The sequence below is a fragment of the Hyalangium minutum genome (genome assembly GCF_000737315.1).
Classification (GTDB): Bacteria; Myxococcota; Myxococcia; order Myxococcales; family Myxococcaceae; genus Hyalangium; species Hyalangium minutum.
In genome coordinates this window covers 50,755-73,049 of the sequence record NZ_JMCB01000018.1, presented here as the reverse complement: position 1 = coordinate 73,049, position 22,295 = coordinate 50,755, and the positions used below count along the sequence as shown (strand labels likewise).

Annotated in this window: 20 protein-coding genes; 9 read left to right on the top strand and 11 right to left on the bottom strand. The window is 64.4% G+C overall.

Annotated features, from left to right (window positions below; all coding sequences use genetic code 11):
- Nucleotides 1–71 precede the first annotated feature (71 nt).
- From rseP to tsaB, 3 genes are read left to right on the top strand one after another with little or no spacing between them, the layout of a single operon-like run.
- Nucleotides 72–1,682 (top strand): RIP metalloprotease RseP, encoded by a 1,611-nt coding sequence (gene rseP, locus DB31_RS34870; RefSeq protein ID WP_044196172.1) that lies wholly within the window; start codon nucleotides 72–74, stop codon nucleotides 1,680–1,682.
- Nucleotides 1,679–2,191 carry a septal ring lytic transglycosylase RlpA family protein gene (locus tag DB31_RS34865; protein WP_240487022.1) on the top strand — a complete coding sequence of 171 codons (513 nt, stop codon included), beginning with the start codon at nucleotides 1,679–1,681 and terminating at the stop codon, nucleotides 2,189–2,191. The genes rseP and DB31_RS34865 overlap by 4 nt, the downstream gene beginning before the upstream one ends.
- 9 nt (nucleotides 2,192–2,200) lie before the next feature.
- Nucleotides 2,201–2,935 carry a tRNA (adenosine(37)-N6)-threonylcarbamoyltransferase complex dimerization subunit type 1 TsaB gene (gene tsaB, locus DB31_RS34860; protein ID WP_044196170.1) on the top strand — a complete coding sequence of 245 codons (735 nt, stop codon included), beginning with the start codon at nucleotides 2,201–2,203 and terminating at the stop codon, nucleotides 2,933–2,935.
- Between the two features lie 27 nt (nucleotides 2,936–2,962).
- Here tsaB and DB31_RS34855 read toward each other — a convergent pair whose 3' ends face one another.
- From DB31_RS34855 to DB31_RS34845, 3 genes are all read right to left on the bottom strand, one after another.
- Entirely contained in the window at nucleotides 2,963–3,490 is a 528-nt protein-coding gene (locus DB31_RS34855; RefSeq protein ID WP_044196168.1) for a hypothetical protein, read from the bottom strand.
- Between the two features lie 131 nt (nucleotides 3,491–3,621).
- On the bottom strand, nucleotides 3,622–4,119 hold the full coding sequence (locus DB31_RS34850; protein ID WP_157232318.1) for a hypothetical protein: 498 nt from the start codon (nucleotides 4,117–4,119) through the stop codon (nucleotides 3,622–3,624).
- A gap of 294 nt (nucleotides 4,120–4,413) precedes the next feature.
- Nucleotides 4,414–6,012 (bottom strand): hypothetical protein, encoded by a 1,599-nt coding sequence (locus DB31_RS34845; protein ID WP_044196164.1) that lies wholly within the window; start codon nucleotides 6,010–6,012, stop codon nucleotides 4,414–4,416.
- A gap of 122 nt (nucleotides 6,013–6,134) precedes the next feature.
- On the opposite strand from DB31_RS34845, the gene DB31_RS34840 reads away from it, so the two are divergent.
- The 5 genes from DB31_RS34840 (at nucleotide 6,135) to moaD (ending at nucleotide 11,351) form a co-directional block, all read left to right on the top strand.
- Nucleotides 6,135–7,163: an aspartate-semialdehyde dehydrogenase gene (locus DB31_RS34840; RefSeq protein ID WP_044196162.1), complete on the top strand. Its 1,029-nt coding sequence runs from the start codon at nucleotides 6,135–6,137 to the stop codon at nucleotides 7,161–7,163.
- 126 nt (nucleotides 7,164–7,289) lie between these two features.
- Nucleotides 7,290–8,165, top strand: coding sequence for an MXAN_2561 family MXYO-CTERM-anchored protein (locus tag DB31_RS34835; RefSeq protein ID WP_044196159.1), 876 nt, complete (start codon nucleotides 7,290–7,292; stop codon nucleotides 8,163–8,165).
- A complete protein-coding gene (locus DB31_RS34830) occupies nucleotides 8,162–8,887 on the top strand; it encodes an MXAN_2562 family outer membrane beta-barrel protein (protein WP_044196157.1) in 726 nt (241 codons plus the stop codon). The genes DB31_RS34835 and DB31_RS34830 overlap by 4 nt, the downstream gene beginning before the upstream one ends.
- Nucleotides 8,888–8,896: 9 nt before the next feature.
- On the top strand, nucleotides 8,897–10,687 hold the full coding sequence (locus tag DB31_RS51360) for a PKD domain-containing protein (RefSeq protein WP_044196156.1): 1,791 nt from the start codon (nucleotides 8,897–8,899) through the stop codon (nucleotides 10,685–10,687).
- A gap of 1 nt (nucleotide 10,688) precedes the next feature.
- Nucleotides 10,689–11,351: a molybdopterin converting factor subunit 1 gene (gene moaD / locus DB31_RS51355; RefSeq protein ID WP_044196154.1), complete on the top strand. Its 663-nt coding sequence runs from the start codon at nucleotides 10,689–10,691 to the stop codon at nucleotides 11,349–11,351.
- Nucleotides 11,352–11,545: 194 nt separating this feature from the next.
- Here moaD and DB31_RS34815 read toward each other — a convergent pair whose 3' ends face one another.
- The 4 genes from DB31_RS34815 to DB31_RS47245 form a co-directional block, all read right to left on the bottom strand.
- On the bottom strand, nucleotides 11,546–12,790 hold the full coding sequence (locus tag DB31_RS34815) for an ISAs1 family transposase (protein WP_169787140.1): 1,245 nt from the start codon (nucleotides 12,788–12,790) through the stop codon (nucleotides 11,546–11,548).
- Between the two features lie 999 nt (nucleotides 12,791–13,789).
- A complete protein-coding gene (locus tag DB31_RS34805) occupies nucleotides 13,790–14,635 on the bottom strand; it encodes a DUF3800 domain-containing protein (protein WP_083969060.1) in 846 nt (281 codons plus the stop codon).
- Nucleotides 14,636–14,681: 46 nt separating this feature from the next.
- Complete coding sequence (locus DB31_RS47250) at nucleotides 14,682–15,629, bottom strand: GAF domain-containing protein (RefSeq protein ID WP_083969058.1); 948 nt, start codon at nucleotides 15,627–15,629, stop codon at nucleotides 14,682–14,684.
- Between the two features lie 80 nt (nucleotides 15,630–15,709).
- Entirely contained in the window at nucleotides 15,710–17,284 is a 1,575-nt protein-coding gene (locus DB31_RS47245) for a deoxynucleoside kinase (protein ID WP_075306369.1), read from the bottom strand.
- Nucleotides 17,285–18,114: 830 nt separating this feature from the next.
- Here DB31_RS47245 and DB31_RS45505 point away from each other — a divergent pair.
- Nucleotides 18,115–18,618 (top strand): protein kinase domain-containing protein, encoded by a 504-nt coding sequence (locus tag DB31_RS45505; protein WP_075306367.1) that lies wholly within the window; start codon nucleotides 18,115–18,117, stop codon nucleotides 18,616–18,618.
- Between the two features lie 223 nt (nucleotides 18,619–18,841).
- On the opposite strand, the gene DB31_RS34795 is transcribed toward DB31_RS45505, so the two are convergent.
- The 4 genes from DB31_RS34795 to DB31_RS50870 form a co-directional block, all read right to left on the bottom strand.
- The gene (locus tag DB31_RS34795; protein WP_044196151.1) at nucleotides 18,842–19,522 is read right to left on the bottom strand and encodes a hypothetical protein; all 681 of its coding nucleotides are present in this window, start codon (nucleotides 19,520–19,522) and stop codon (nucleotides 18,842–18,844) included.
- A gap of 55 nt (nucleotides 19,523–19,577) precedes the next feature.
- Entirely contained in the window at nucleotides 19,578–19,997 is a 420-nt protein-coding gene (locus DB31_RS34790) for a hypothetical protein (protein ID WP_044196149.1), read from the bottom strand.
- 152 nt (nucleotides 19,998–20,149) lie between these two features.
- Nucleotides 20,150–20,908: a DUF5953 family protein gene (locus DB31_RS34785; protein WP_044196147.1), complete on the bottom strand. Its 759-nt coding sequence runs from the start codon at nucleotides 20,906–20,908 to the stop codon at nucleotides 20,150–20,152.
- Nucleotides 20,905–21,291 carry a DUF6310 domain-containing protein gene (locus DB31_RS50870; protein ID WP_240487020.1) on the bottom strand — a complete coding sequence of 129 codons (387 nt, stop codon included), beginning with the start codon at nucleotides 21,289–21,291 and terminating at the stop codon, nucleotides 20,905–20,907. The genes DB31_RS34785 and DB31_RS50870 overlap by 4 nt, the downstream gene beginning before the upstream one ends.
- Nucleotides 21,292–22,295 lie beyond the last annotated feature (1,004 nt).

Sequence of the window (22,295 nt, the reverse complement as noted above, 5' to 3'; positions counted from 1 at the left end):
CGTGTGCTTGACCGAGCAGTGTAAACGGATGTGCGTTGTCCTAGCGCCAAGGCACGATTAGTCTTGCCGCTATGCAGAGTCTCGGGTTCTTCGCGCTCCTGCTCGGGGTGCTGGTGACGGTGCACGAGCTGGGCCATTTCCTCGTGGCGAAGGCCTGCGGGGTGAAGGTGCTCAAGTTCTCCATTGGGTTCGGGCCCAAGCTGTTGGGCTTCACCAAGGGAGACACGGAATACCAGCTCGCGCTGCTGCCCCTGGGCGGCTTCGTGAAGATGGCGGGGGATGTGCCGGGCGAGGAGCTGGCGCCCGAGGACGCCCACCGGGGCTTCCTGGCGCAGCCGCCGTGGAAGCGCATGCTGATCGTGCTCGCCGGACCGGCGTTCAACCTGGCGTTCCCCGTCCTGGTCTACTTCTTCGTGTTCCTCGGGCCGTACGAGGACGTGTCCTCCCGGGTGGGCTACGTGGCGCCCGGCTCGGCGGCGGCGGTCGCGGGGGTTCGCCCCGGAGACCGGATCCTCGCGGTGGATGGCGAGAAGGTCCGCACGGACAAGGAAGTGGATGAGGCCTTCATCGGCCGCTTCGAGCGCCCGGTGCCGCTCACCGTCGAGCGCGATGGCAAGCAGATGATTGTGGAGGTGACGCCGCTCAAGAAGGTGGAGTCCTCGCCCGTGGAGACGGTGGAGCGGGGCGTGCTGGGCGCGGAGCCGTACTCGCAGCTGCCCACCCTGGGTGTCCCGCCCAGCTCGCCGGCGGAGCAGGCGGGGCTGAAGACCTTCGATCGGATCCTCACCATCAACGGGACGTACGTGCCGGACGTGGCCACGCTGTACCAGGTCATGGACAAGCAGCAGGGCCCGTTGGAGCTGGTGGTGCTGCGCTCGCCGGTGCTGGATGTGGGCGCCATCACCGTCCGCGCTCCCGAGCAGGTGAAGCTCCAGGTGAACAAGCAGCCGGGGGAGGGGTTCGCGGCCCTGGGCGCGGAGCCGGTGGACCTCTACATCGCGTCGGTGGCGCAGGACAGCCCGGCGCAGAAGGCGGGCCTGAAGTCCGGCGACCGGCTCGTGGCCCTCAATGGCGATCCGCTCCAGTCCTTCCACCTCTTCCAGGTGAAGCTCGGTGGGATGGAGGAGAAGCCCTTCCAGCTGACGTGGCGGGGGGCTGATGGTGAGCACACCACCCAGCTGGCGCGCTCCACCCTGAAGAGCACGGACGCGCTGGGCAACACCCACACGTACCTGGGCGTGGGCGTCGTGCAGTGGAACGCGGCGGCGCCTCCGGAGATGATCCAGCTGGACTACTCGCCGGGCGAGGCGATTGGGAAGGCCGTGCGCGTGGTGCCGGCCATCACCAAGCAGACGGTGAAGGCCGTGGCCGGGCTCATCACCCGTGACGTGCCGCTGAGCTCCGTGGGCGGGCCGGTGATGATGTACCAGATGGCGGCGAAGACGTCGCAGCAGGGCTGGGACTCGTTCCTGCAGCTCATGGCCATCATCTCCATCAACCTGGGCGTGATGAACCTGCTGCCCATCCCCATCCTCGACGGCTTCCACCTGGTGGCCGCGGGCTGGGAGAGCGTGCGCCGCCGGCCGATTCCGGTTCGCGTGCGCGAGGTGGCCAACGTCATCGGTCTGGCGATGCTGGTGGCCCTGATGCTGGTGGCGTTCTTCAACGACATCACCCGGTGAGCGGGGCGTTGGTGCGGCTGCTCGCGGTGGCGTTGGGAGCAGGGCTGTTGGCGGGCTGCGCGACGCGTGCGGCCCGGCCGGATGCGAGCGATCGCCCAGCCCCCGGTAGTGCGGGAAAGACCCGTCCCGGTGCGCCGGAGGAGACCCCGGACAAGGGCTCGCGCACGTATCTGGGCGAGGGGCTGGCCTCGTACTACGGCCCGGGTCTGCACGGCCGGAAGACGGCGAGCGGGGAGCGCTTCGACCAGAACGGCCTGACGGCGGCCCACCGCACGCTGCGCTTCGGCAGCTGCGTGCGGGTGGTGAACATGGAGAACGGCAAGTCCGTGGAGGTGCGCGTCAACGACCGAGGGCCCTTCAAGGACGAGCGCATCATCGACGTGTCTCTGGGCGCGGCCAAGAAGCTGGAGATGGTGCAGAAGGGGCTGGCGCGGGTGCGCGTCTACCGCTGCAAGGACGAGGGGCCTGTCTCCGCCTTTTCCATCCCGCTCCAGGCGCAGCCGGGGTAGAGGAGGGCTGTGTTCCTCTCGCTCGATACCTCGACGCTGACGCTGTCCCTCGCTCTGGTGGAGCGCGTGGGCGAGGACCTGCGCGTGCTCGAGCACGTGGTGGCGGGGCCGCCCCAGAAGCAGAGCGAGATCCTTCCCGGTGTCATCGGTGAGCTGCTGGCGCGGCACGGGGTGAAGCTGGCGGACCTGGAGGGGCTGGCCGTGGGCCTGGGCCCGGGTTCCTTCACGGGCCTGCGCATCGGCCTGGCCTCGGTGAAGGCGCTGGCCTATGCGTCGCGGCTGAAGGTGGCGGGGGCGTCCTCGCTGGCCGCGGTGGCGCTGGAGGGACCTGAGGGTTCGCCACTCTTCTGCCTCGCGGTGGCGCGCAAGGACGATCTGTACCTGGGCGCGTACCGGCGGACGGGGCGGAGCGTGGAGTCGCTGGAGCCCGAGACGGCGATGTCCCCCGAGGAAGTGGCAGCGAAGATGGCGGCCGAGCCTCACGCCCTGGCGCTGGGGCCCGCGCTCGGCGATTACCGCGCGGCCCTGGAGAAGGCGGGCGTGGCGCCCGAGCGGTTGCTGACGGGGCCGGTGTTCCCGTCCGCAGTGGAGTTAGCGCGGCTGGTGCGCTTCCCGGAGACACAGCCTCAGGAGGCCGTATTCTCCCTGGAGCCGCACTACGTCCGCGCCTCCGAGCCCGAGCGGAATCCGAAGTTTCCTCCGCTGCCCGGGCCCGCGCCCACCGCGCGCCTCAAAGAGGACTGAGCGCGGGAGGCGGTGAGACGGATGGGTTCACGGAATGAGGGGTGACGAGCCCGCTTCGCTCGGGAGGCCGCCATCAGGCCGTGGCCCACCATCGGGAATGGATGAGGACGGCACGAAGGCGCCGCGGGGGGGCGGAGAGCCCCCGTCGAGCCAGCTCAGCGGGATGGCGATGTGGGAACTGCCCGAGGTAGACCCCAACATTCCGGACAAGTCCTTGTCTTGGGGAACTGTCGCCCCACCTGAATCCAGGACGGGCAATCGATAAGGGTCATCGGGCTCGCCCGAAGAGATGCGCCGCAGGATCCGGCCCTCCGCGCTGATGGCATACGTGACGCCGTAGTCCATGGGGGCGAATTCTTGCCAACAGTTGACGAGATCCGCAGAGATGTGGACGAACGTGATCCCTTCTTGCTGAAACAGCTCGTAGCGATGTCCGCCAGCGTTCTGCCAGCATTCCTTCCCCTGGCCGCTCGAGGAGAAGAAGTCTTGGGTGGCGATGGCCAGGGCGCGGACGGTGGTCCCATCCAGCCGATAGAGGGTGTCTTGCACACCCACGGGTGTGGCTTTGACTCCGAGTAGCTGCGGGACCTTGATGGATGGGACTTCGTCCGCCGGAGCGGCAGAAGACACAGGGGCTCCCCGCAGGCAGGACGAGAGAAGCAAGGGGCTCAGGAGCAGGAGATGTTTCACGGCGAGGTGTCCTCGAAGCAGGGGGCGCTTGTCTCGCGGACGCTTGCTATCTCCAGCCCCTCATTCCACTCGACCCAGTGGGTTTGCTTGCACTCCCACCGAGGGGTGCGCGTCCATTTCAGGATCTGACCGGTGAGGGGAATGTACTGGTAGAAGCCATCGCATTGAGGAGCATCGGGGGCGTTCGAGAAGAACGCAACGGCGGAAAGGCGGATGCTTCCGTCCTGCGTCTCGTGTGTAAAGCCATGCGCGAACCCTTGGTTCAAGATGAAGGACAGGTCGTCCTTCGACAAGAGGTCGTCGTACAGGTGATTGTGCAGCGCGAAGACGTACTGGATGCTGTCGGGCGGAAACCGTGGATCATCGACGTGTGACGGCAGGAGACAGCGCTTGCCTTGTTCCGCAAGACGGACCTGGGTCTGATCCGTCAGCTTGCTGAGGACGTACTTCCCGTCAGGGGTGTAGTAGATCCATGCGCAATACTCGGTGCCCACGCGCCAGCGTACGTCGAACCCGGGCTGCCCCCGTGGACCCGCGGAGGCGCCTGGCTTCGAGAGGATCTTCTGGCAGGCCCCGAGTAGGGCGCTCGGATAAGAGCTGAACACAAGGAGCGGCCCAGGTAGCCGCTCCAGAGGTGGCTCCCCTGGCCGAGGGCGGGCGATGTCAGGATCCGCTACGGGCGTGGCGGCGCAAGCGAGGGTGAGCGCGCACCCGAGCACCGCCCTCCCGTAGTGTCGAGAGGGCGGTGAATGGATGGCGTTGCGCATTTCGCCATGCATACACCACGCTCAGCGGCACTGCGGCTGAGCCGTCGCCCCCGCACTGGAGGCGAGGATGTTGAGGAACTCGGGCACCTGGGGCTCCTTCCCGGTCCCCCAGAGCGAGGCCTCGGCCCAGCACTGCACCCAGGTGGCGTCCCAGTTCTGCGGCAGGGCGTTGCACTGGGCCCGGCGCGTGTTGCCGCGGGCGATGCTCTCGCGCTGCACCTCCGAGAACACGGCGGGCGCCAGCTGCTGCACGAAGCCGTCCGCGTAGGCCCGGGCGGGAGGCACGTCCAGCGGATCGGCCTGGAGCCCACCGGGGGGGAAGCCCACGTGCTCCTGGTCCTCGAACTGCACCGCTCCGTCCTGCTGCGGGGTAGGAGCCGAGCCAGGGCTGCTCGACTGGAGCGTGAAGCGGTAGTTGGAGGCCCAGCGGTGCGTCCGCACGGGGTACATGAAGTTGTCCCACACCTCCTCGGTGATCAGCTCGGGGGTGTTGCTCAAGAAGTTGCGCGCCTCGTTGCGCTCATTGACGCGGGCCTCCAGCGTCTGGGCGAACTCCGAGGCCTCGTCGCAGGGCGACTTGCCACCCTGGGTGCCGCCAGAGGAACTGGGGTTGCGCCGGGACTGCGCGCAGGCCTGGTCCTTGGAGTTCTTCGCGGACTCGGTGACCTGCAGCTCATACTCGGCCTTCTTCAGGCGCTCCCGGGCATCCCTGAACTGGGGGTTGGGGACCTGCCGCGTGCTGGCGAGGTAGCGCAGGCTGCGCACCTCCTCGACGACATCCTCCCGAGGGTGCGAGATGAGCGCGTTGACGCGGATCTCCAGCGGCTCCGGCTGGCCCGGCAGCGGGTTGCCCACGGCGCACCGCGCTGCGGGGGCCAGGTTCCCGGCCAGGCTCTGGCAGGCGTTGAGGTTGCTGGCGATCGGATTGGGGATCTTCCCTTCGACGCGGATGGCCACGGGGATGGCGCTCTGGGCCAGGAAGCTCTGGCGAGCCGAGTCGGCCTGTCCGGCCACATTCGTCTCCGGCGCGAGGCACTGCGCCGCGGACCAGAGCACGTTGGCGGCGCCTGCGGTGCTCGCTCCGGACAGCGCGGCGGCCAGCCCTGCGAAGCGCTGGGAGAGCTGGTTCGCGCGGCCGGAGAGCTGCGACTGGTAGCTCTGAACGGGGATCTGCGTGGCGCGGGTCTGGAGGCACGCGAGCCCGGCGGTGGCCTGGGCCACGGCGCCCTCGTGCTTCCACTGAGAGCAGCGCTCGGTGTGGACCTGGCCAGCGCGATCGAACAGCGAGGTGAGCTCGGGGTGGTTGGGGATCAGATCCCAGCCCGCCAGGAGGGGCGGGAGGCACTGATCCAGATCGCCCGCGTCGCAAGCGGGGCGGGCAGTGGCGATGGCCTGATCCGTGGCCTTCTGCGCGAAGATGGGGGCGCGGGAGCAAGCCTTCTCATCGTCGGGAGAGGCGGCACAGGCGTCGCGGTAGCCATGGGCTGCGGTCATGAAGTCGCCGCGCTGGGCCGCCTCCTCGGCGCGGGACATGGCCGCGCGGTAGGCGGAGTTGCAGCCGCTGAGGACCAGCAGGGCGAAGAGTGAGGAGAGACTCGAGACCTGGAGCGGAGAGCGCATGCGAGCAGTCGGTGGGATGGGGGTCTGGCGACCGTAGACGGGCGCGAAGCCCGTTTATTTACCACACACAGAGGCCCCAAGAGGCTCGCGTAGGAGGCCCGGCTGGCGTAAAGGGACGCGCCATGAACGAGAACGTACGGATCGCCGTGGTGGGGGCCACGGGGGTGGTGGGCCGCGAGGTGCTCTCCGCGCTCTTGGATCAGGGCGTCACCTCCGAGCAGCTCACATTGCTGGCCTCCGAGCGCTCCGAGGCGGTGGAGCTGGACTACGGCGAGGACACGCTGGCGGTGGAGAAGGTCACCCCCGACTCCTTCCGGGGCGTGAACCTGGCGCTGCTGGCCACTCCGGCGGCCGCTTCTCGCACGTTGGCCCCGGCCGCTCAGGCCGCGGGCGCCTGGGTGGTGGACGCCAGCTCCGCCTTCCGAGGCGACGGCAACGTGCCGCTGGTGCTCCCGAGCTTCAACCCTGAGCTGCTCGGCGCCCCCCTCAAAGGCCGCATCGTCAGCGTGCCCTCCGCGGTGTCCACCGCCTTGGTGTCCCTCATCGCCCCGCTGCAGAAGGCCTTCGGCGTGGTGCGCGCACAAGTCACAGCGATGGTGAGCGCGTCCTCGGCGGGGGTGATCGGGGTCTCGGAGCTGGAGAAGCAGACCGCCGGCCTGCTCTCGGGCCGGGAGCCCGAGCCCCATGCCTTTCCGCAGCGCATCGGCTTCAACCTGGTGCCCCAGGTGGGCCCGTTCATGGCCAACTCGCCCTGGACGGAGGAGGAGGCCGGCTGGACGCTCGAGGCGGCGCGGCTGTTCGGCGCCCGGGGGGAGACGCCCGTCATCGCCGGCACCGCCGTGCAGGTGCCCACCTTCTATGGCCACGGGCTGAGCGTCCACGTGCAGCTCAAGACGCCCGCGCCGGTGGAGCAATACCGCGCTGCGCTGAAGACGTCGCCCGCCCTCAAGGTGCTGGATGCCCCGGCCGAGAAGGTCTACCCCATGCCCATGCTGGTGGCCTCGGACCCAGCCATCCACGTCGGCCGCCTGCGCACCTTTCCCCAGGCCCCCGAGTGGCTCACCCTCTTCGCCGTGGTGGACAACGCCGGCCGAGGCGGCGCGCTCAACCTCGTGGAGGCCGGAATGCGGCTGCTGCAGCGCTCCGCGTGACAATTTGGCAAGCCCTCGGGGCCGGGCCTGCCCATTTGGCGGGAATCGAGGGCTGTACGCGGGGGGAATGAAGGGGGCACCCCCCCGTTTCAGCTGGCCCCCCACTTGCTAGGTTCACCACCGTCCATGCGTTCCCTGCTGATTGCCCTGACCCTCTGTACCGCCAGCGCGGCTTTGGCTCAGCCCATCGTGCTGTCGGTTCCCAATAAGACCTCCATCCGCGTGGGGATGAACTCCTGCGGAGACTCCCAGGTCGTCACCTGGACGTACAACGGGACGACCGTCGCGTGTACGGACCTGCGGCTCTGGCTCGTCTCCGGAACCTCCTGTGGGGACGAGCCGACCGGCACCTACAAGGACCTGGGGACGATCAACAAGAATGACTTGCCCACCCAGCGCACCTCCACGGTGACCTTCCAGGTCAATCAGCTGCCCGGCTGGACGACTGAGCTGGCCTGTGGCGCGGCGGGCCGCGAGGATGCGTACCGGGTGTGCGCGGCCTACAAGTCCGGCACGGGTGCCATCAGCGCGTGTGACTCGACCACCGTCCAGAAGGACGACTTCGAGCTCGTCTACGACTCCAAGCCGCCGGATGCGCCCACCATCGACAACGTGGCCGCGCTGGACGAGGCGCTCTCCGTGCGCGTCTCCACGCCGACGGATTCCAACGAGCTGAAGCTCACCATCGTCCGCGCGGATGGCACGGGCTCCGCCCGCTCGCTGCGGCAGTCGGTGGATCAGCCGCTGTTCCGGGTGGACAACCTGGAGAACAATGTGCCGTACACGTTGACCGCCACGGCGATTGACGCGGCGGACAACGAGAGCGCGGCCTCCGCGCCCGCGACGGGCACGCCCATCTTCACCAAAGGGTTTTTCGACCAGTACGTGAAGGCGGGTGGGCAGGAGATGGGAGGCTGTGGGGCGGCGGCGGGTGGGCTAACGGGCGGCTGGGTGCTGGCCGTCCTGGGGTTCTGGCTGTCTTCAAGGAGAAACCGGTCATGAGTCGAGCAGTGGCCCTCGGCGTCCTCGCGCTTCTTGGCGCGCTGCCGAGTCAAGCGCTGGAAGTCTCCGACGCGCCCACAGTGTCCAGCCATTCGCCGCGCACGGGCGCCGTGGAGGTGAAGTTCGGGGGCTACAAGCCGCGCATCGACACCGAGGAGGGCCTCAAGGACACGCCCTACAAGAACACGTTCGGTGGCGAGTCCATGCTGCTGTTCGAGGTGGAGCTGCAGCGCTACTTCTTCCAGCGCTTCGGCTCGGCGGGCCTGGGCTTCTCGGCGGGCTATGCCGAGAAGTACGCGGACACCCTCACCGAGGAGGGCGAGGCGGCCGAGGAGAAGACGGCGCTCAAGGTGCTGCCGCTGAAGCTCAACGCCCTCTACAAGTTCGACTACGCGGCGTTCCGCTGGGGCGTTCCGCTGGTGCCCTACGGCAAGCTGGGCCTCATCTACATGCCGTGGTGGAGCAACAAGGGCGACAGCACCCAGGTGGTGGAGGGCCGCACGGCCAAGGGAGGCCGCTGGGGGTATGGCCTCACGCTGGGCGCCTCGTTCCTGCTGGACGTGCTGGAGCCCCGCCTGGCGCGGGACTTCGACACGGACCTGGGCGTCAACCACAGCTACCTCTTCGCTGAGTGGACGTACGCTGAAGTGAACAACTTCGGCGGCCCAGGGTTGGTTCTCTCCAGCCGGCACTGGATGTTCGGGCTCGCCTTGGACTACTAGACCGCGTCTATGCGGTCTTCCCCGTCCCTGTCCCTGAAAGTCCCGCTGTCCGTCCTCTCGGTGTTGGCAGTGGGGCTGGTGGCCCCGGGCTGCCACCGTGCGCTCAAGCCCGATGTGGGGCAGGACCGCACGGTGGAGGCCGGCGTGCCGTTGGAGTTTGGCTCGGCGCAGGAGGGCGCGCCCGAGGTGACGTGGAACTTCGGGGACGGCACGCCGGTCCAGAAGGCCACGCGGGCCTCCCATGCGTTCCCTCGCGCGGGCACGTTCACCGTGCAGGCGCTGGAGGGGGCGACGGAGCTGGGGGCCGCGCGGATCACCGTGGTGCCCCGGCCGGTGCTGCGCGCCATTCCGGCGGACGCGACGGTGGCCTTCTTCGTGCCCCAGCTGCGCGGCAACGTGGAGCCCATGGTGGACTTCTACAAGCGGCTGGTGGGGCCGGAGGTGGCGCTGCGGCAGATTGACGAGGCGCCGTTCCTGCCCCTGGTGCTCCAGAGCGCGAAGGGGGACGCGAGCGCGGTGGATCCGGACGAGGGCTTCGGGCTGTTCTCGGTGCCGGTGTTCGAGGGCTCGGTGGCGGTGCTGGGGGTGACGGACGGGGCGGCGGCGCTGGAGGCGGTGGTCAAGGACTTCGAGTCCGAGGGGCTCACGGTGCAGCGCCGCGGGGATGGCAGTGCGCGCATCGAGCTGCGCGCGTCGGAGCCGGTGCTGGCGTTCCTGGACCGTGGCTACCTGTACCTGGCGATGCCGGAGAAGGACGAGCCCAAGGCGGGCGAGCCGGTGAAGGCCTCGACGTCTTCGCCGGATCCGGAGGGGGTGCGCCGGTACGTGCAGGGGTTCACGGGCGCGGGGCTGTCCGAGTCCTCGCTGCTGATGGAGCTGCGCGGCAAGGTGCAGGAGGGCAACCTGTACCTCTTCTCGAGCTTCCCGAAGAAGGAGAAGGACGACGGGTTCCCCGGGTTCTTCTCGTCGCTGCGGGTGAAGGAGGGGAGGGCGGAGGTGGATGGCTTCCTGGCCTCGGCGAAGCCGCTGCTGGCGGGGAAGCAGGGCCCGGTGCCGGCGCTGCTGGAGAAGGCGCCGGTGGGGCCGGTGGCCGCGGCGATGATGTCGATTCCTCCGGACGAGCTGGCGACGGCGCTCCTGGGGGCTCCGGGCTCGCCGCGCCGCGCGGAGGCCTTGGCGAGCTGGAGCCAGGAGGGGGTTGATGGGGAGGCGCTGATCGGCTCGGTGCGGGGGGATGTGACGATGCTGGTGTACTTCGACGCGCCGGCCTTCTACCGGAACTTCCTGACGAACAAGCGGCCCGAGCCGCGCGGCTCCGTGCTGCTGGAGGCGGGGCTGACGCGGGCGGAGCCGGTGGTGGCGGCGCTGACGAAGGCGTTCGCGGCGGGCTCGTGGAACGTGGAGACGGTGAAGGAGAAGAACGTGACGAAGTTCCGGCTGCGGATGATGGAGCAGCCGATGGTGGTGAGCGTAGCGCCGGATCGGCTGTCGCTGCAGGCGGGCGAGGCGCTGGACGCGAGGCCACGGGAGAACATTGGCACGGCGCTGCGGGAGCGCTTCAGCGCGAACGCGTTCGGGCCGAGCCACCTGTCGCTGATGGTGGACATGGGGCGGCTGCGGGCGGAGATGGACGCGCCCACGCAGGTGCCCGGAGTGCCCACGGGGCAGCTGGCGGCGGCGAAAGCCTTCGGCGGAGCGTTCCTGGATCAGGTGACGCCCTTTGATCACGCCTTCGTGGACCTGGCGCCGGAGGAGGGTGGGGCGCGGCTGCGGGGGCGGATTGTGATTCGGACGCGCTGAGATGGGCTCGATCACCGTTCTCTACTTCGCGGCGGCGCGCGAGCGCGTGGGAACCCAGCGGGAGACGCTGGAGGTGCCCGAGGGGGCGCGGGTGCAGGATGTGCTGCGCCAGCTGGCCGAGCGCCATGCCTCGCTGAAGCCGCTGCTGCCGCACCTGCGGGTGGCGGTGAACCAGGAGTTCGTGGACACGGGGGAGGAGGTGCCAGCGGGAGCGGAGCTGGCGCTCATCCCACCGGTGTCGGGGGGCTCGGGACTGTTCTCGGTGGTGGATCGGCCGCTGCGGTTGGAGGAGGTGGTGGCGGCGGTGTCGGGCGAGGCGTACGGCGGGCTGGTGACGTTCTCGGGCTCGGTGCGCAACCAGACGAAGGGCCGGCGGGTGCTGAAGCTCGAGTACGAGGCCTATCCGCCGATGGCGGAGAAGCGGCTGGCGGCCATCGGAGCGGAGGTAGCGGAGCGCTGGGGTGGCACGCGCCTGGCGATCATGCACCGGGTGGGAACGCTGCAGCCGGGAGAACTGGCGGTGGTGATCGCTGCTGCTGCGCCGCACCGCAAGGAGGCGTTCCTGGCATGCGAGCACGCCATCGAGCGGCTCAAGCAGGACGTGCCAATCTGGAAGAAAGAGTTCTTCGAAGACGGCGAAGTCTGGGTAGGCCTGGGGCCTTAAGACATTCAGGAACACTGGGCGCAAGTTCGATTCCCGCTGCTTTCCCAGATCCGATGCGTTCTCGAGCGACAGGGATTGCCTGAAGGCGCGCTCTGAGAGCGAGGCGTGCTGAGACAACGCTCCGCCGTTCGGCCGGGGCGCCGTGCGCAAAGAAGGCTGAGGCGGCCAGAAGCGGAGGGAGGGCCGGCGAGCCCTCAGGCAGCAGGCAGGAGTGTCTGCTGCCTGCGCCCGTGGACAAGGCTGTCGCGGAGCACCTCGCACGCACGCGCCCACTCCACGAGGTAGCGGCCTTCCGGAGGCAGCCGGGCGCGAAAGAAGGAGAGCAGGTTGAAGGCCAGGGCGCGCAGCCAGGCCACTACCTCCAGGGCCGTGCGGGTGGGGCGACAGGGCTGGCGCGCGTCCTCGCCCAGCACCATGTCGAGCGTCCAGTGGTGGCGGTTTTCAATCCCCCAGTGCACCCGCACCAGCCGCAGCAGTTGCTTGTAGTTGAAGAGGGTGGTGTCCAAAGAGGTGACGAAGTAGCGGTACTCCTGCTCACAGGAGCCGTCATCACCCCAGTGCTGCTGGCGCACCAGCAGCAACATGCGCGCTCCCGGGAAGTCCACCTCGCCCTCCTTGAGCGCGTGCGTCCACAGCTCACGCACCACCGTCTTGCCATGTGCTCGCTGCTCGGTGCGCGCCCGCGCCGCACACTGCTTGTCGGCCAGGGCTTGCACCGCGTACTCATGGAGGGTGGGCTGATTGGCCTTCAGCCCCAAGCAGTAATGCTTGCCCAGCTGTCGCACCAGCGCGGCGTTCGGTGCGGCCGTCAGTCCCGCGTCCGCCGTCACCACCCCGAAGTGCTCGCCATAGGCCTGCACCACCCGAGGCAACAGCTGCCGGAAGGCGGGGGACTCTCCCTCCTTGGCGCTGATGAACTCCATGTCCAAGCACGGCGCGGCCACCACGCTGGTGAGCACCGCGCGCAGCGCCCCCAGGCTCCACAGCTCGCGGCCCGCCTCGTCGTTGGCCACCGCCTGCAGGCCCTTCACCTCGCCCTGGTGGGTGGTCCACAGGCTCTTGCCATCCAGGCTCACCACGCCCATGGGCAAGGGCAGCCGCGGCGTTCTGGGGTTTTTGAGTTCCCGCTCTACCTGAGCCTTCAAAGTCTGACTCAAGCCCTGCGGCAACTGCTTCGTCAGCAAGCGCCACAGCGTCGAGCCCGCCACCGCCAGCGGCAGCCCCAGCCGCTTTCGCGTCCGCGCCCCCACGTCCTGGGCCAGGTGCGCCGCCTGCTTCAGCCCCTTCTTTCCCACCGCGAACGCCGCCACCACCAGTCCCAACAGGCCCAGGTGCTCATGGCGCCTGCCTCGCGCCCCTCTCGGGTCCTTCACCCCTTCGTCCCAGGGCAGCCGCGCGTGCTGGAGCACTCGCCGCTGTTGTCCTCCCAGTCCACTCATGCTCGACTCCTTGCGCCCCGCCTCCGCGCTCATGGCGGAACGGGGCATTGGGGGGATGGGGCTCGCCGGCCCCATCCCTCCGCCTCGGGCTGCTTGCCGAGTATCGAGCATCTCCTACCTGCCAGGGAGCCGATCAGAACAAGGACCCGCCAGGTCATGTTCGATTCCGCTCACCCCTTCTGCGCGTAACCCCGCGTCACCTGGGGTCTTCTTCCCATCCTCACCCAGGAGAACGCATCAGGCCTGGGCTGCTTTCCTGCGCCGGCCAATGACCAATGACCTACAATTCAAATTTCGAAGTTGATGCTGTCATGAAGACGGTGGGCACCGTGTCGGCGAAGTATCCAGAAGGCTCGCCGGAAGACGAGGCGCTTCGAATCGTTTCGGTCGGGTGCTTTACGTTCGCGACATCCTGAAGCTGGATTAATATCGCGAGTACTTCCGGAGCTTCTTCACCCACAAACCGGTGACCTTAGCTCAGACGTTCTCGACGAGAGAAGAAGCGGATCTCGGGCTTACAAGTGGAAGCGCCGAGGATGGAGATCTGGTGAAGATCGCCGCCCAAGGCTTTATTGTGATAGACGCGCTCAAGGGATTGAAGTTTGTCCCCGCGCGGCTGCCAGAGGAATTGGGACCTCCAGGTTCAAAGTGAGCGCTACGGTGCGCTCTCTGGGAGGCTTTTCGATTCCCGTCGGCTCCATCCTAGTAAGCCAAGCAATCTTACCTAACGAGATGCCGAGTAAGCCAAGCAATCTTACCTAACGAGATGCCGATCTAGTCCGGTGCAGCGGGCGTTGATGGAGCCTTCCGCGTCAAAGCACGTCTGTAGAGTGAGCACGTCGAGCGCGAACGTTCTGCGCAGCGACCCGACCTCAGCCAACCGCAGTCTGCGCTTTTTCCTCGGCTCTGCCTTCGCGGTGGCGGCACGTCTTCTCTTGAGGCTTCGGCTTCGCACTTGCTCGAGGGAGTTTTGGCATTAGCCGTGCGATGCTGATTGCACTAACGGCGTCGACGATATGGAGGCGTTTGATAAAGATGAGTTGCTTTACGTGTAGAAATCTCTCGAGAGTCGCCAGAGGTCGGATCATAAAAGTGCCATATGTTAAATTTCCATTCTTTGTCAAACGTGTCAGCACGAAGATCTTGCCACCCCAAATGAAGCGCGATGTGCTCTGCAATAGCGAGTTTAGACTTGCTTGTTGACTCGTTGTTCCAGGCGGAGACGACGGCACCAAGCAAGAGGTCTGCAACTTGAATGCCTGGAGTAGCTTTTGAGTCTCTCTCTTGGAGGCTGTGCAAAGCTGGGTGTTTAAGACGCTGCTTTAGCGTGCTGTTGATAATTAGCTGCGCTGCCTCAGCAGCTTTCTTATAGCGAGAAGGCAACGGATCCACCCAAGCATGATAAGCTTTCTTCACGCCACGCTCTGCAAAGAACTTGATCTTCGAAGTAATCAACATCGCGAAATGCTTGCGACGGGCCTGATCGTATGGGGCGTCCTGCCCATGAAAGGACTTGTCTATGTATCCTTTTCGGACAATCAGGCAGTGGAACATAAGGTAGCGCTGCTGGAAAAAACTCGAAATCAGCGCTTTGCAAAAAGGCTCGTTTCTAGAATTAACCTTGTTCCATTTGATCTCATAGTCATACCGATACTCTGACCGCAACGACGCGATAAGCTTGTTGAAGTCCCCACGGCGTTCCCATGGCATCCACAACGAACCGAAACCGTAGTACCGCGAACCGCCAGTGCCCGATTCATCTATACAGATGAGGTAATTGCGATACCCCGGGGCGAAGTTCTTGGGTTTGTCTTCATCTTGAGCCGAAAGACTCTCGTCATGCATAGGCAATGCTCGTTGAGACTGCTCTGCGCATCGTAGCTGTCTTGATTCAAAATGGTGGCGGATGGGTGAGATTTAAAAATTTCCCACTGTCTGATGCAACAAGTCTATCAAGCCTCGCTTTTTCCAGCGCAAGGCGCTTGCCGAAAATCTCCAGGAGTTCCGTCCAAAAGCCTCGGTCTGACTCCATAAAAAATTTAGGCTGATTGCAATGCACGACAAGCACGCCCAAAACCTTGTTTAAGTCTGAGAGAATGGGAAATGCTAATGAGGATCGTATTCTCTCTTTTTGGCCAGGATAAAGGTCCACGTAATGAGGATCAGCCATGGTGTCTGGAATGATCTTCATTGTGGGGCGAGGCTCTGTATAGGATTTGGCTGCAACAGTGTTTTCGTAGAGGGCTGGGTTTTTTTCCCGCAGTTCAAGACTGGGAGGTGCTCTGCCTTGGCGGTTAGCATAAGCAGGGATAATTAGCTTTTTATCCCTATAGGAGAGCGTCATAAACGTCACTTCGAAATCAACGATGGAGTCGAGAGTTCCTCTGATGTTCGCATGCTGGGACTCAAAAAAACGGTATGTCTCGCGTACGATTTCGCTCAACATGCTGGGGGAGGTACTCACACTCTCGATGAACTGTTGCCTCTGCTGAACCTCTTGACCGGTCGGTTCTGTTCGGACAGCGGCAACCTGATGCGCGAGATACTGGTCCATCAGACTCCAGGCATATTCCAGTTGGCGGCGGCGCAGGTAATCCCGCTGCTCAATGGCCTCCAGCCTTGTGCGCATTACAAGGCTAATTGAACCTAGCAAAATCAGCAGTCCAATAATCGCTGCCGTGCGAATAATCCAAACGGTGGGCGAGTCCTTTTCAAACCATTCCTGGATTTTCCCTTCCAGAAGTATACCAGTATAAAACGTTGCGACCGACACCGTGGTTTGAATTATGGATTTTGTGCCTAAGGGTCTTTGACGATACCAAGCAAGAAAGGAGTTCATTGCTACCAGGAGGGGGCGAGAATGTGGGGATGTTCTAGGTGTAGAGTTGCGATCTGGTCCGGGTTGTTAAATCTAAATCGCTAAATCAAAAGGAATCGCTGTAGAAACCGCTGCGAGTTTTGTTCAAGCAATAACCCTGGGACTTCAGATAGGTGCTTGCACTTCAGCAACAACACGCGGTCATCCGAATTGTCTAGCCCGCTTCCAATAAATGAACTATGCACCTCATCGCTTGAGATGACGATGCATGGTTTGCCCATTCCTCGGGCTAAGCCAAATTCATAATGTGAGCCGTGACTAGTTCCCAGCACAGCAACCATTACATCGCTTTTTGAAACATGTTCAGTGCATAATCGCATTACTTCATTGGGTGTCAAAGATAGATTGCCCCATTTGTTTACGTCTCTGTGTGGCAGCAGGGTTGCTATTCCGAGTTTCTTCAGGGCAGTTTCTATGCCTAGTAGCGAGGAGCGGTACTTGCCCCTTGATATCTTGCCATGAGGAGCTGAGCTGAAAATCATATTGTACTGGCGGGACCTGCTCTGTGCGTTAGCTTTGGCAGTAAATGGAGCAGCGATATAGGCTGTTGGATATGCAGATGTTGAGGGCGGTTGTACAGAAGCCATGCCATATGGCGATGTTCCTTCGCTTGGCTTGACATATATGGGACGAAGTAGGCTAAGGGAGTTTCTTAAGTCGTGCCGCTTTTGTTTTGGTGAGGAGGATTCCAGTTTCTCGAACAAAGTTAGTTGCTGTGCAGGCTCCTCAATGCCTAGCCATACATTCTCGATTTCCCTGCATACAGTCTCGGCAATGACCTGCTCCCGCCAATCAAAGCGGTTCCCGTCAAGCGCAAGGAGTGTCGAGTCTTGGTAAGATGTCGTCCAGTCTTCATAAAGCTTGGCGATGCTTTTTATGTGTTGAGGAGAGTGCAGGAACTGATCGTCACGGCGCCGCTTTTGAATTCTGCGTATAGCGGTGCTCGGTGCACATTCGCAGTAGATCACTATGTCTGGAGCCGGGAGAGTCTTGAAAAAAAAGCTCGCTAGTTCAAGATAGGTATCGAATGCTCGTTTTTCGATATGGCCTTTGCTGACGAAGTATTTGGCAAAGACGTGAATATCTTCTGTGAGAGTGCGATCCAGAATGATTCTTTCGCTACGCGACAGGGCTTCGTTGACTTGAATTGCTTTGTGGCAAAAAAATGCCAGTTGGGTCTCAAATGCCCAACGTCGTGGGTTGGAGTTCAAGTCGCTCAGGTAATCTTTGGCAGTGACTGATGAAGGGAGATAGGAATAGCCCAGCGAAGCCGCTATTTTTCGCGCGAGAGTTGTTTTGCCACTTCCCATGAGTCCAGCGACTGCTATAAAGCGTGGCGGTGGCCTCGCAACTGCTCCGAGTTCAGTTTCTATGACTGCTCTGCTTCGGACGCTCTCCACCTCAAATGGCCGCCAGAGCGCTTCTGGCATTTTGAGGTGAGTGCATATAGCCGTCAGTGTTTGGGCGGAAGGGAGCCGCAGTCCCTGTTCTAAGTGCGCAATTAGCGAACGATTCGTCTTGGGTTTGACCCGACGAGCAAGTGTCTCCTGCGTCAAACCCCTTTGTTCGCGATAAAACTTGACTAGTTCGCCTAATCGCCTCAGAGAAGTTGCCATCTAAAGCCACTCCGCATAATGACTGAGCCGCATAGACGATAGATAATTCAGCGCGCACTTGTAGGACAGCACTGTGAACTGCGAACAGAAGCTTGTTTCCGCTGTCTTGGGTCGCATCTGCATCTTTAGGTGGTAGAAGCAACTCACGCGCATCCCTGCCATCATGTGCGTCTCGGCGAAGCGCGGCTAGTTTCTTTGTTGTTCGTCTTCTCTGCCAAGGGAAAACCGAAGCTGAGCGAGACCGTCCTCAGACGGTCGCTCCCCTTGCCGCCAATAGAGCTAAAGCTAGGGTGATCCATATTGGATCACCTTGGGCTAAGTGCGGCACTTTAGATGCTCAATCTCCTTGGCTCAGGTCCCACTGCTCAAGTGCCCAGTGTGCCCCTCCGGCAGGGGTAAGAACGGGACGAGGCGGGGTGGGATGGCAGAACGACCGACGTAAGTCTCTAGGCGTTAGCCGGTAACAGCGAGACCTGCTGATGGTTTTGCTCCCGCCTTGCTGGGCTGCGGGGTCGATTCCCGCCGCCTCCCTCCGAGGCGCCCCACGATTTTGGGGACTAGGGGCTGCTGAGGCGGGATAGGGCGAGGGGCGGACGCCGCGCTTGTACGCTGGAGCGACCTGTGGGGTAGGGTGGCACTGAGCGGACATTGGGTCCGACCGATGGTGGCCATGAGGTGCCATGTGGAACAGGGAGATGCGGGGCTCCCTCTTACTTGCTCCGGGCATGGAGGTAGGCCCTTGGCGCGGTCTGCGAGGCTGCGGGCTGGGCGTCTACGGCCTCGTCTTCCGTGTCGAGCGGGTAGGCTAGGAGCAAATCGGTACGTTCGCCATGAAGGTGGCCCGCTACCCGAAGGATCCTCGCTTCAAGCGCGAAGGAGAGCTGCTTGCACGCACGCGTCATCCTCACGTGCCTCGGCTGCACGACCGAGGGGAATGGATATCGCCAGACGGAGAGTCCTTTCCGTACCTCGTGATAGACTGGGTAGAGGGTGTGACGATGTACGAGTGGGCCGCTCGGCGGCCACGCTCCTTGCACGAGAAACTACGGGCGCTGGCTCAGGTCGCTCGGGCCCTGGAGGCCACGCATGCCGCGGGCGGCGTGCATCGGGATGTGAAGGGCGAGAACGTGCTGGTGCGCCATGAAGAGGGCGCCGCCGTGCTGATCGACTTCGGCTCGGGCAACTACCTCGGGGCGAGCGTCCTGACGCGGCAGCCTCAGCCCCCGGGGACGCCCCAGTACCAGAGCCCGGAGTCGCAGCGCTTCGAGTTCGCGCACGCCGGAGACCCCCACGGCCCGCTACAAGGCCTGGCCCGCGGCAAAGCCACCGTGTGAGCCTGCCTCCTACGAGTGGAGGGGGAAGTGCTACTGGCCCATCGCCAATCTCCAGGGCCCCGCCACGTCGGCTCCCCATAGCGGGCAACTCACGCCTCCCTCCAACCGAGCGCAGACTCCCGACTGAGTCGGAAGTACAGAACGGCCTCTCCGCGTAAGTGCTTGTTTTTACAGCCTCGAATGTTGGCGCGCCCCGTGCTGAGAACGGCGGTACCCCACTTCATCACGGGAGGTGAACAAGATTGTCGGAGAGGAGCGCTTCCAAGAGTGTGGGCGGACCTTCTCCATTCAGGAAGCCCACTCGGAGCTCCGGCAAAGACTCGTCCGCTAGCGCCTGCGGGAAGCGCCGATAGCCGAGTCTTTCTTCAATCACGCGAGCCAGGGTGTCCGCCTCGGGCTTGACCACGCTGGGAGGCTCGAACGCGAGTTGGGGCTGGGAGAAGTGATAGAGCCGAGAGGACCCGTCGTCGGGGGCAGCGCCTGAAGAAAGGGGGCCACTCTGCTGACCGTAGGGGGTGTAGGTCGGGTGCCAGAGCTGGGTCGTGACATGAACGACATAGACAGGCGCGAGGACGCTGACAGCAGCGGCGATGCGAGTTGCGAACCGCTTCCCTTCTGGCATGGGCTCCACGCGGTAGACAAAACACCGCAGGCAGGCAGAGACAAAGGGTTGAGTTCCACTGCCAACCCCCATCCCAGGGAAGGCGTGCGGAAGTTCCTTCATGAGCTTCTTCCACTCGGGCCACGCCAGCGCCTTCTCCCAAGCCGCCATGAACCGCTCGTGCTCGGGCGTGCGCTGGTAGGCGGGAACCGGCTCGCTCAGGTCCTCCTCCTCCGCAGGGAAACCTGCAGGGTAGAATTGGCGTGCGATTCCAGCCAATGATTCCCGTGTCAACTCACTCATTCCTACGGCTCCTCGCGGGAATGTCGAAATAGACGGTCTCGATGCCCCGGGTCTGTCACTCCGAAACTTGAGACCCCGCGACACTCTCCCAGAGCCTCTGCTGGTACTCCACCTTGAACCTGCGACACAGGATGGCGATCATCTCTCCAGGCTGCACCCTCGAGAGGACTTGATCCGCCGCCTCGTTGGCCATGTACGCCGCCACGTGCTGGGCCACTTCCAGAGAGACCTCCCTCTGTTGGGTGTTCCGAATCGGCAGGCCCACCTCGAACTTACAGAGGTCGGTAGCGCCTGAATCCCCGTCCGTGATCCGGGCATGGATGCAGACTGCTCGCCACCCATCGGGTTGCGCCTCGTTGGCATCCACCGGGACGACCGTCTTGAACCGGAAGTGCCACGGCGTGATACGCCCAACGACGGTACCGCGCCCGTGGACGCAGCCCCCCTGCGCCGTGGCGATCAAAAGGACCGCCACGAACCTCCACAATCTCAGCCGTCGCCTGACTCCCCCTGCGAACACCCTGGATCTCCGTAGGATGAGGTGCGCTTGGACGCCCAAGGGGGCACCCAGCGCCGAGCCCCAGGTTATCGCGGTGGCGCGTGCCAGGAGACGCCCAGCAGCTCCACTCAGCCCGGAGTCACGCGCCCGCCAATCTCCGGGAAGCGCTCGTACGCGCGTAAGAGCGCCTCAAGGTGCGCGGGAGTGTCGAGATCGAGCGGCGTCTCTGTGAGCCGAACGACCCACCCGCCCGTCGCCGTGCGCCGCGCCCGAGAGAGTAGGTCGGCATCACGCGAGGGCTCCGGGAACCCGATGGTCTGTGCGGCAGCGGCGGACCAGTAATTCAGCCATCCGAGGCGATGCGGAATCTCAGGCGAGCGGATTTTCTCTGGGAACTTGAGCGCTGGCAGCCCACGGGGCGGAACCCCCGGCTTATGCACCGGATCAGTCGTTTGCCGCGCGATCTCCACCCCGGCGCGGAACGGCGTCGCATGTCCCCACAGCGCGCGTGCTCCCTCTGCCACGCCTTCAAGCAACTCCGCCGATGCCGCGATCACGGCCCCGTCCAGTGGCAGGCTTGCATGGACTTCAAGCAGGGACTGGCCGCCTGGGCTGAGGCGTGCCGGTTTTCCCCACCCCGTGACCGTCACAGGGTACCCCTCGTCGCCGTTGCACACGAGAGGGAATCCGCCGCTCTGAGTTCCTTCGACGAGCCACGCATCGCGCTGCGGCAACGCGATGGGCTTTCCCTCCGGGGAAACCTTCCACTCCAAACGCAAGCCGGGAAGCGCTCGCTCCATGCCATGGACTACAGCGAGCGTGCGACCGTCATTGCCCACGAGCGCAGGCGCGTAGACGATGAGAAGGAGTGAATTTTGTTCGGTCATCGCTTGCACCCAGTGACGACGATGGTGAGAGAGGGCTCGGCTGCCTCTAGCGCGTCTTTGTGGGCTTGGGTGCTCACCCCAACGACGAAACCGTATCCACAGGCCGTCGCGATGTTTCGCGCTTCCACCAGTTCGACCACCTGATCTCTGATCACCTGACCCCGCAGAAAGCCACTGTACGTTTCAAATCGATGGGTCTTGATCTCCCATAGCACACGCACTCCGACTTGCAGCGCATCAAAGCGCTTGCCGCCAACGAGTACGTCATTTCCGGGGTAGCGGTTCGGCGGAAACGTGTCGGCGCACTCGTTATGCGGGTCATCTTCGCCCGCGTGCGGCACCGGGATGGGCTCGCACTGGGGGTGGCTGCGCTCCGTAGTCACCGGGACAGGCGGCTCCCTCCTGTTCGCGCTGGACCGCTCCGGTGTGGGGATCGCCTCCGGTTCCTGCGAGGCCTGAGGAGCGTCTCCGGCCCAAAGGCCTGGCTCTCGGGTGGGTGGCAACACGCGCTTGTGCGGGCTCCGCGGCAGGGGCTGGGGGCGAACCTGCCCTGGCTGTCCGCGGGTGGGGAGGCCCGTGCCGGGCACAGCGGGTGGGCGCACAGGCGCCCAAGCGTAGGTTTCAGGCGCCTTTTGAGAGGTGGCGCACCCAGCGACGACTACGGCAACGGCAACGGCGTGGCGGAGTGCGCCGCAAGTTCGGAAGTTCATTCCACGTCCTCTCATCGAAGGAAGAGGGGGCGGCCGTGGGCGCCACCTCGAAGCGCTCCAACTTGGCCCCATGGCATCGCCAATCTCCAGGGCCCGCCACGTCGGCTCCCCCGTAGCGGGCAGCTCACGCCTGCCTCCAAGCGAGCGCAGACTTCCGAATGATTCGGAACTGGCGAACGGTCTCTCCGCATAAATGCCCGTTTTCATAGCTTCGAGCGATCGGCCGAGGGAGTGTCGCGACGCTGAGCTGCTCACGCGGGCTTCGGGCATGAGCATTCGAATGCTCCGCCGCCCGTGCGTGCCAAGGCTGTCCCAGGGCAGGGCGACTGCTTCGCTATGTCAACAGTTCAGCCCTCCGCTCTCCGAGGGAACCGTCGTCTCGTTAATGGCGCAGCTGCGCGGCGACACGGCCCAACAGGCCAGCCCTCCTGGCGGGAAGGAGCCCGCCTTTCCAGTCCCAGGCTGGGATCGCTCTCAACCCGTACGGTTCCTCGGCGAGGGAGGGATGGGGAGCGCTGGAGCAGCTCCTCGGTTGAGCAGCCTGACAGGGTTTCTTCCGCGCGAACCTAGCGCGTCCACAGGGTCAATGGCTCCACCGGCCTACCCCTCCTATACGCAGCAGCGGTGGAAGAACCATCCGCCGGGCGCGTGTAGGCAGAAGGGACAGTTCCCCCGTC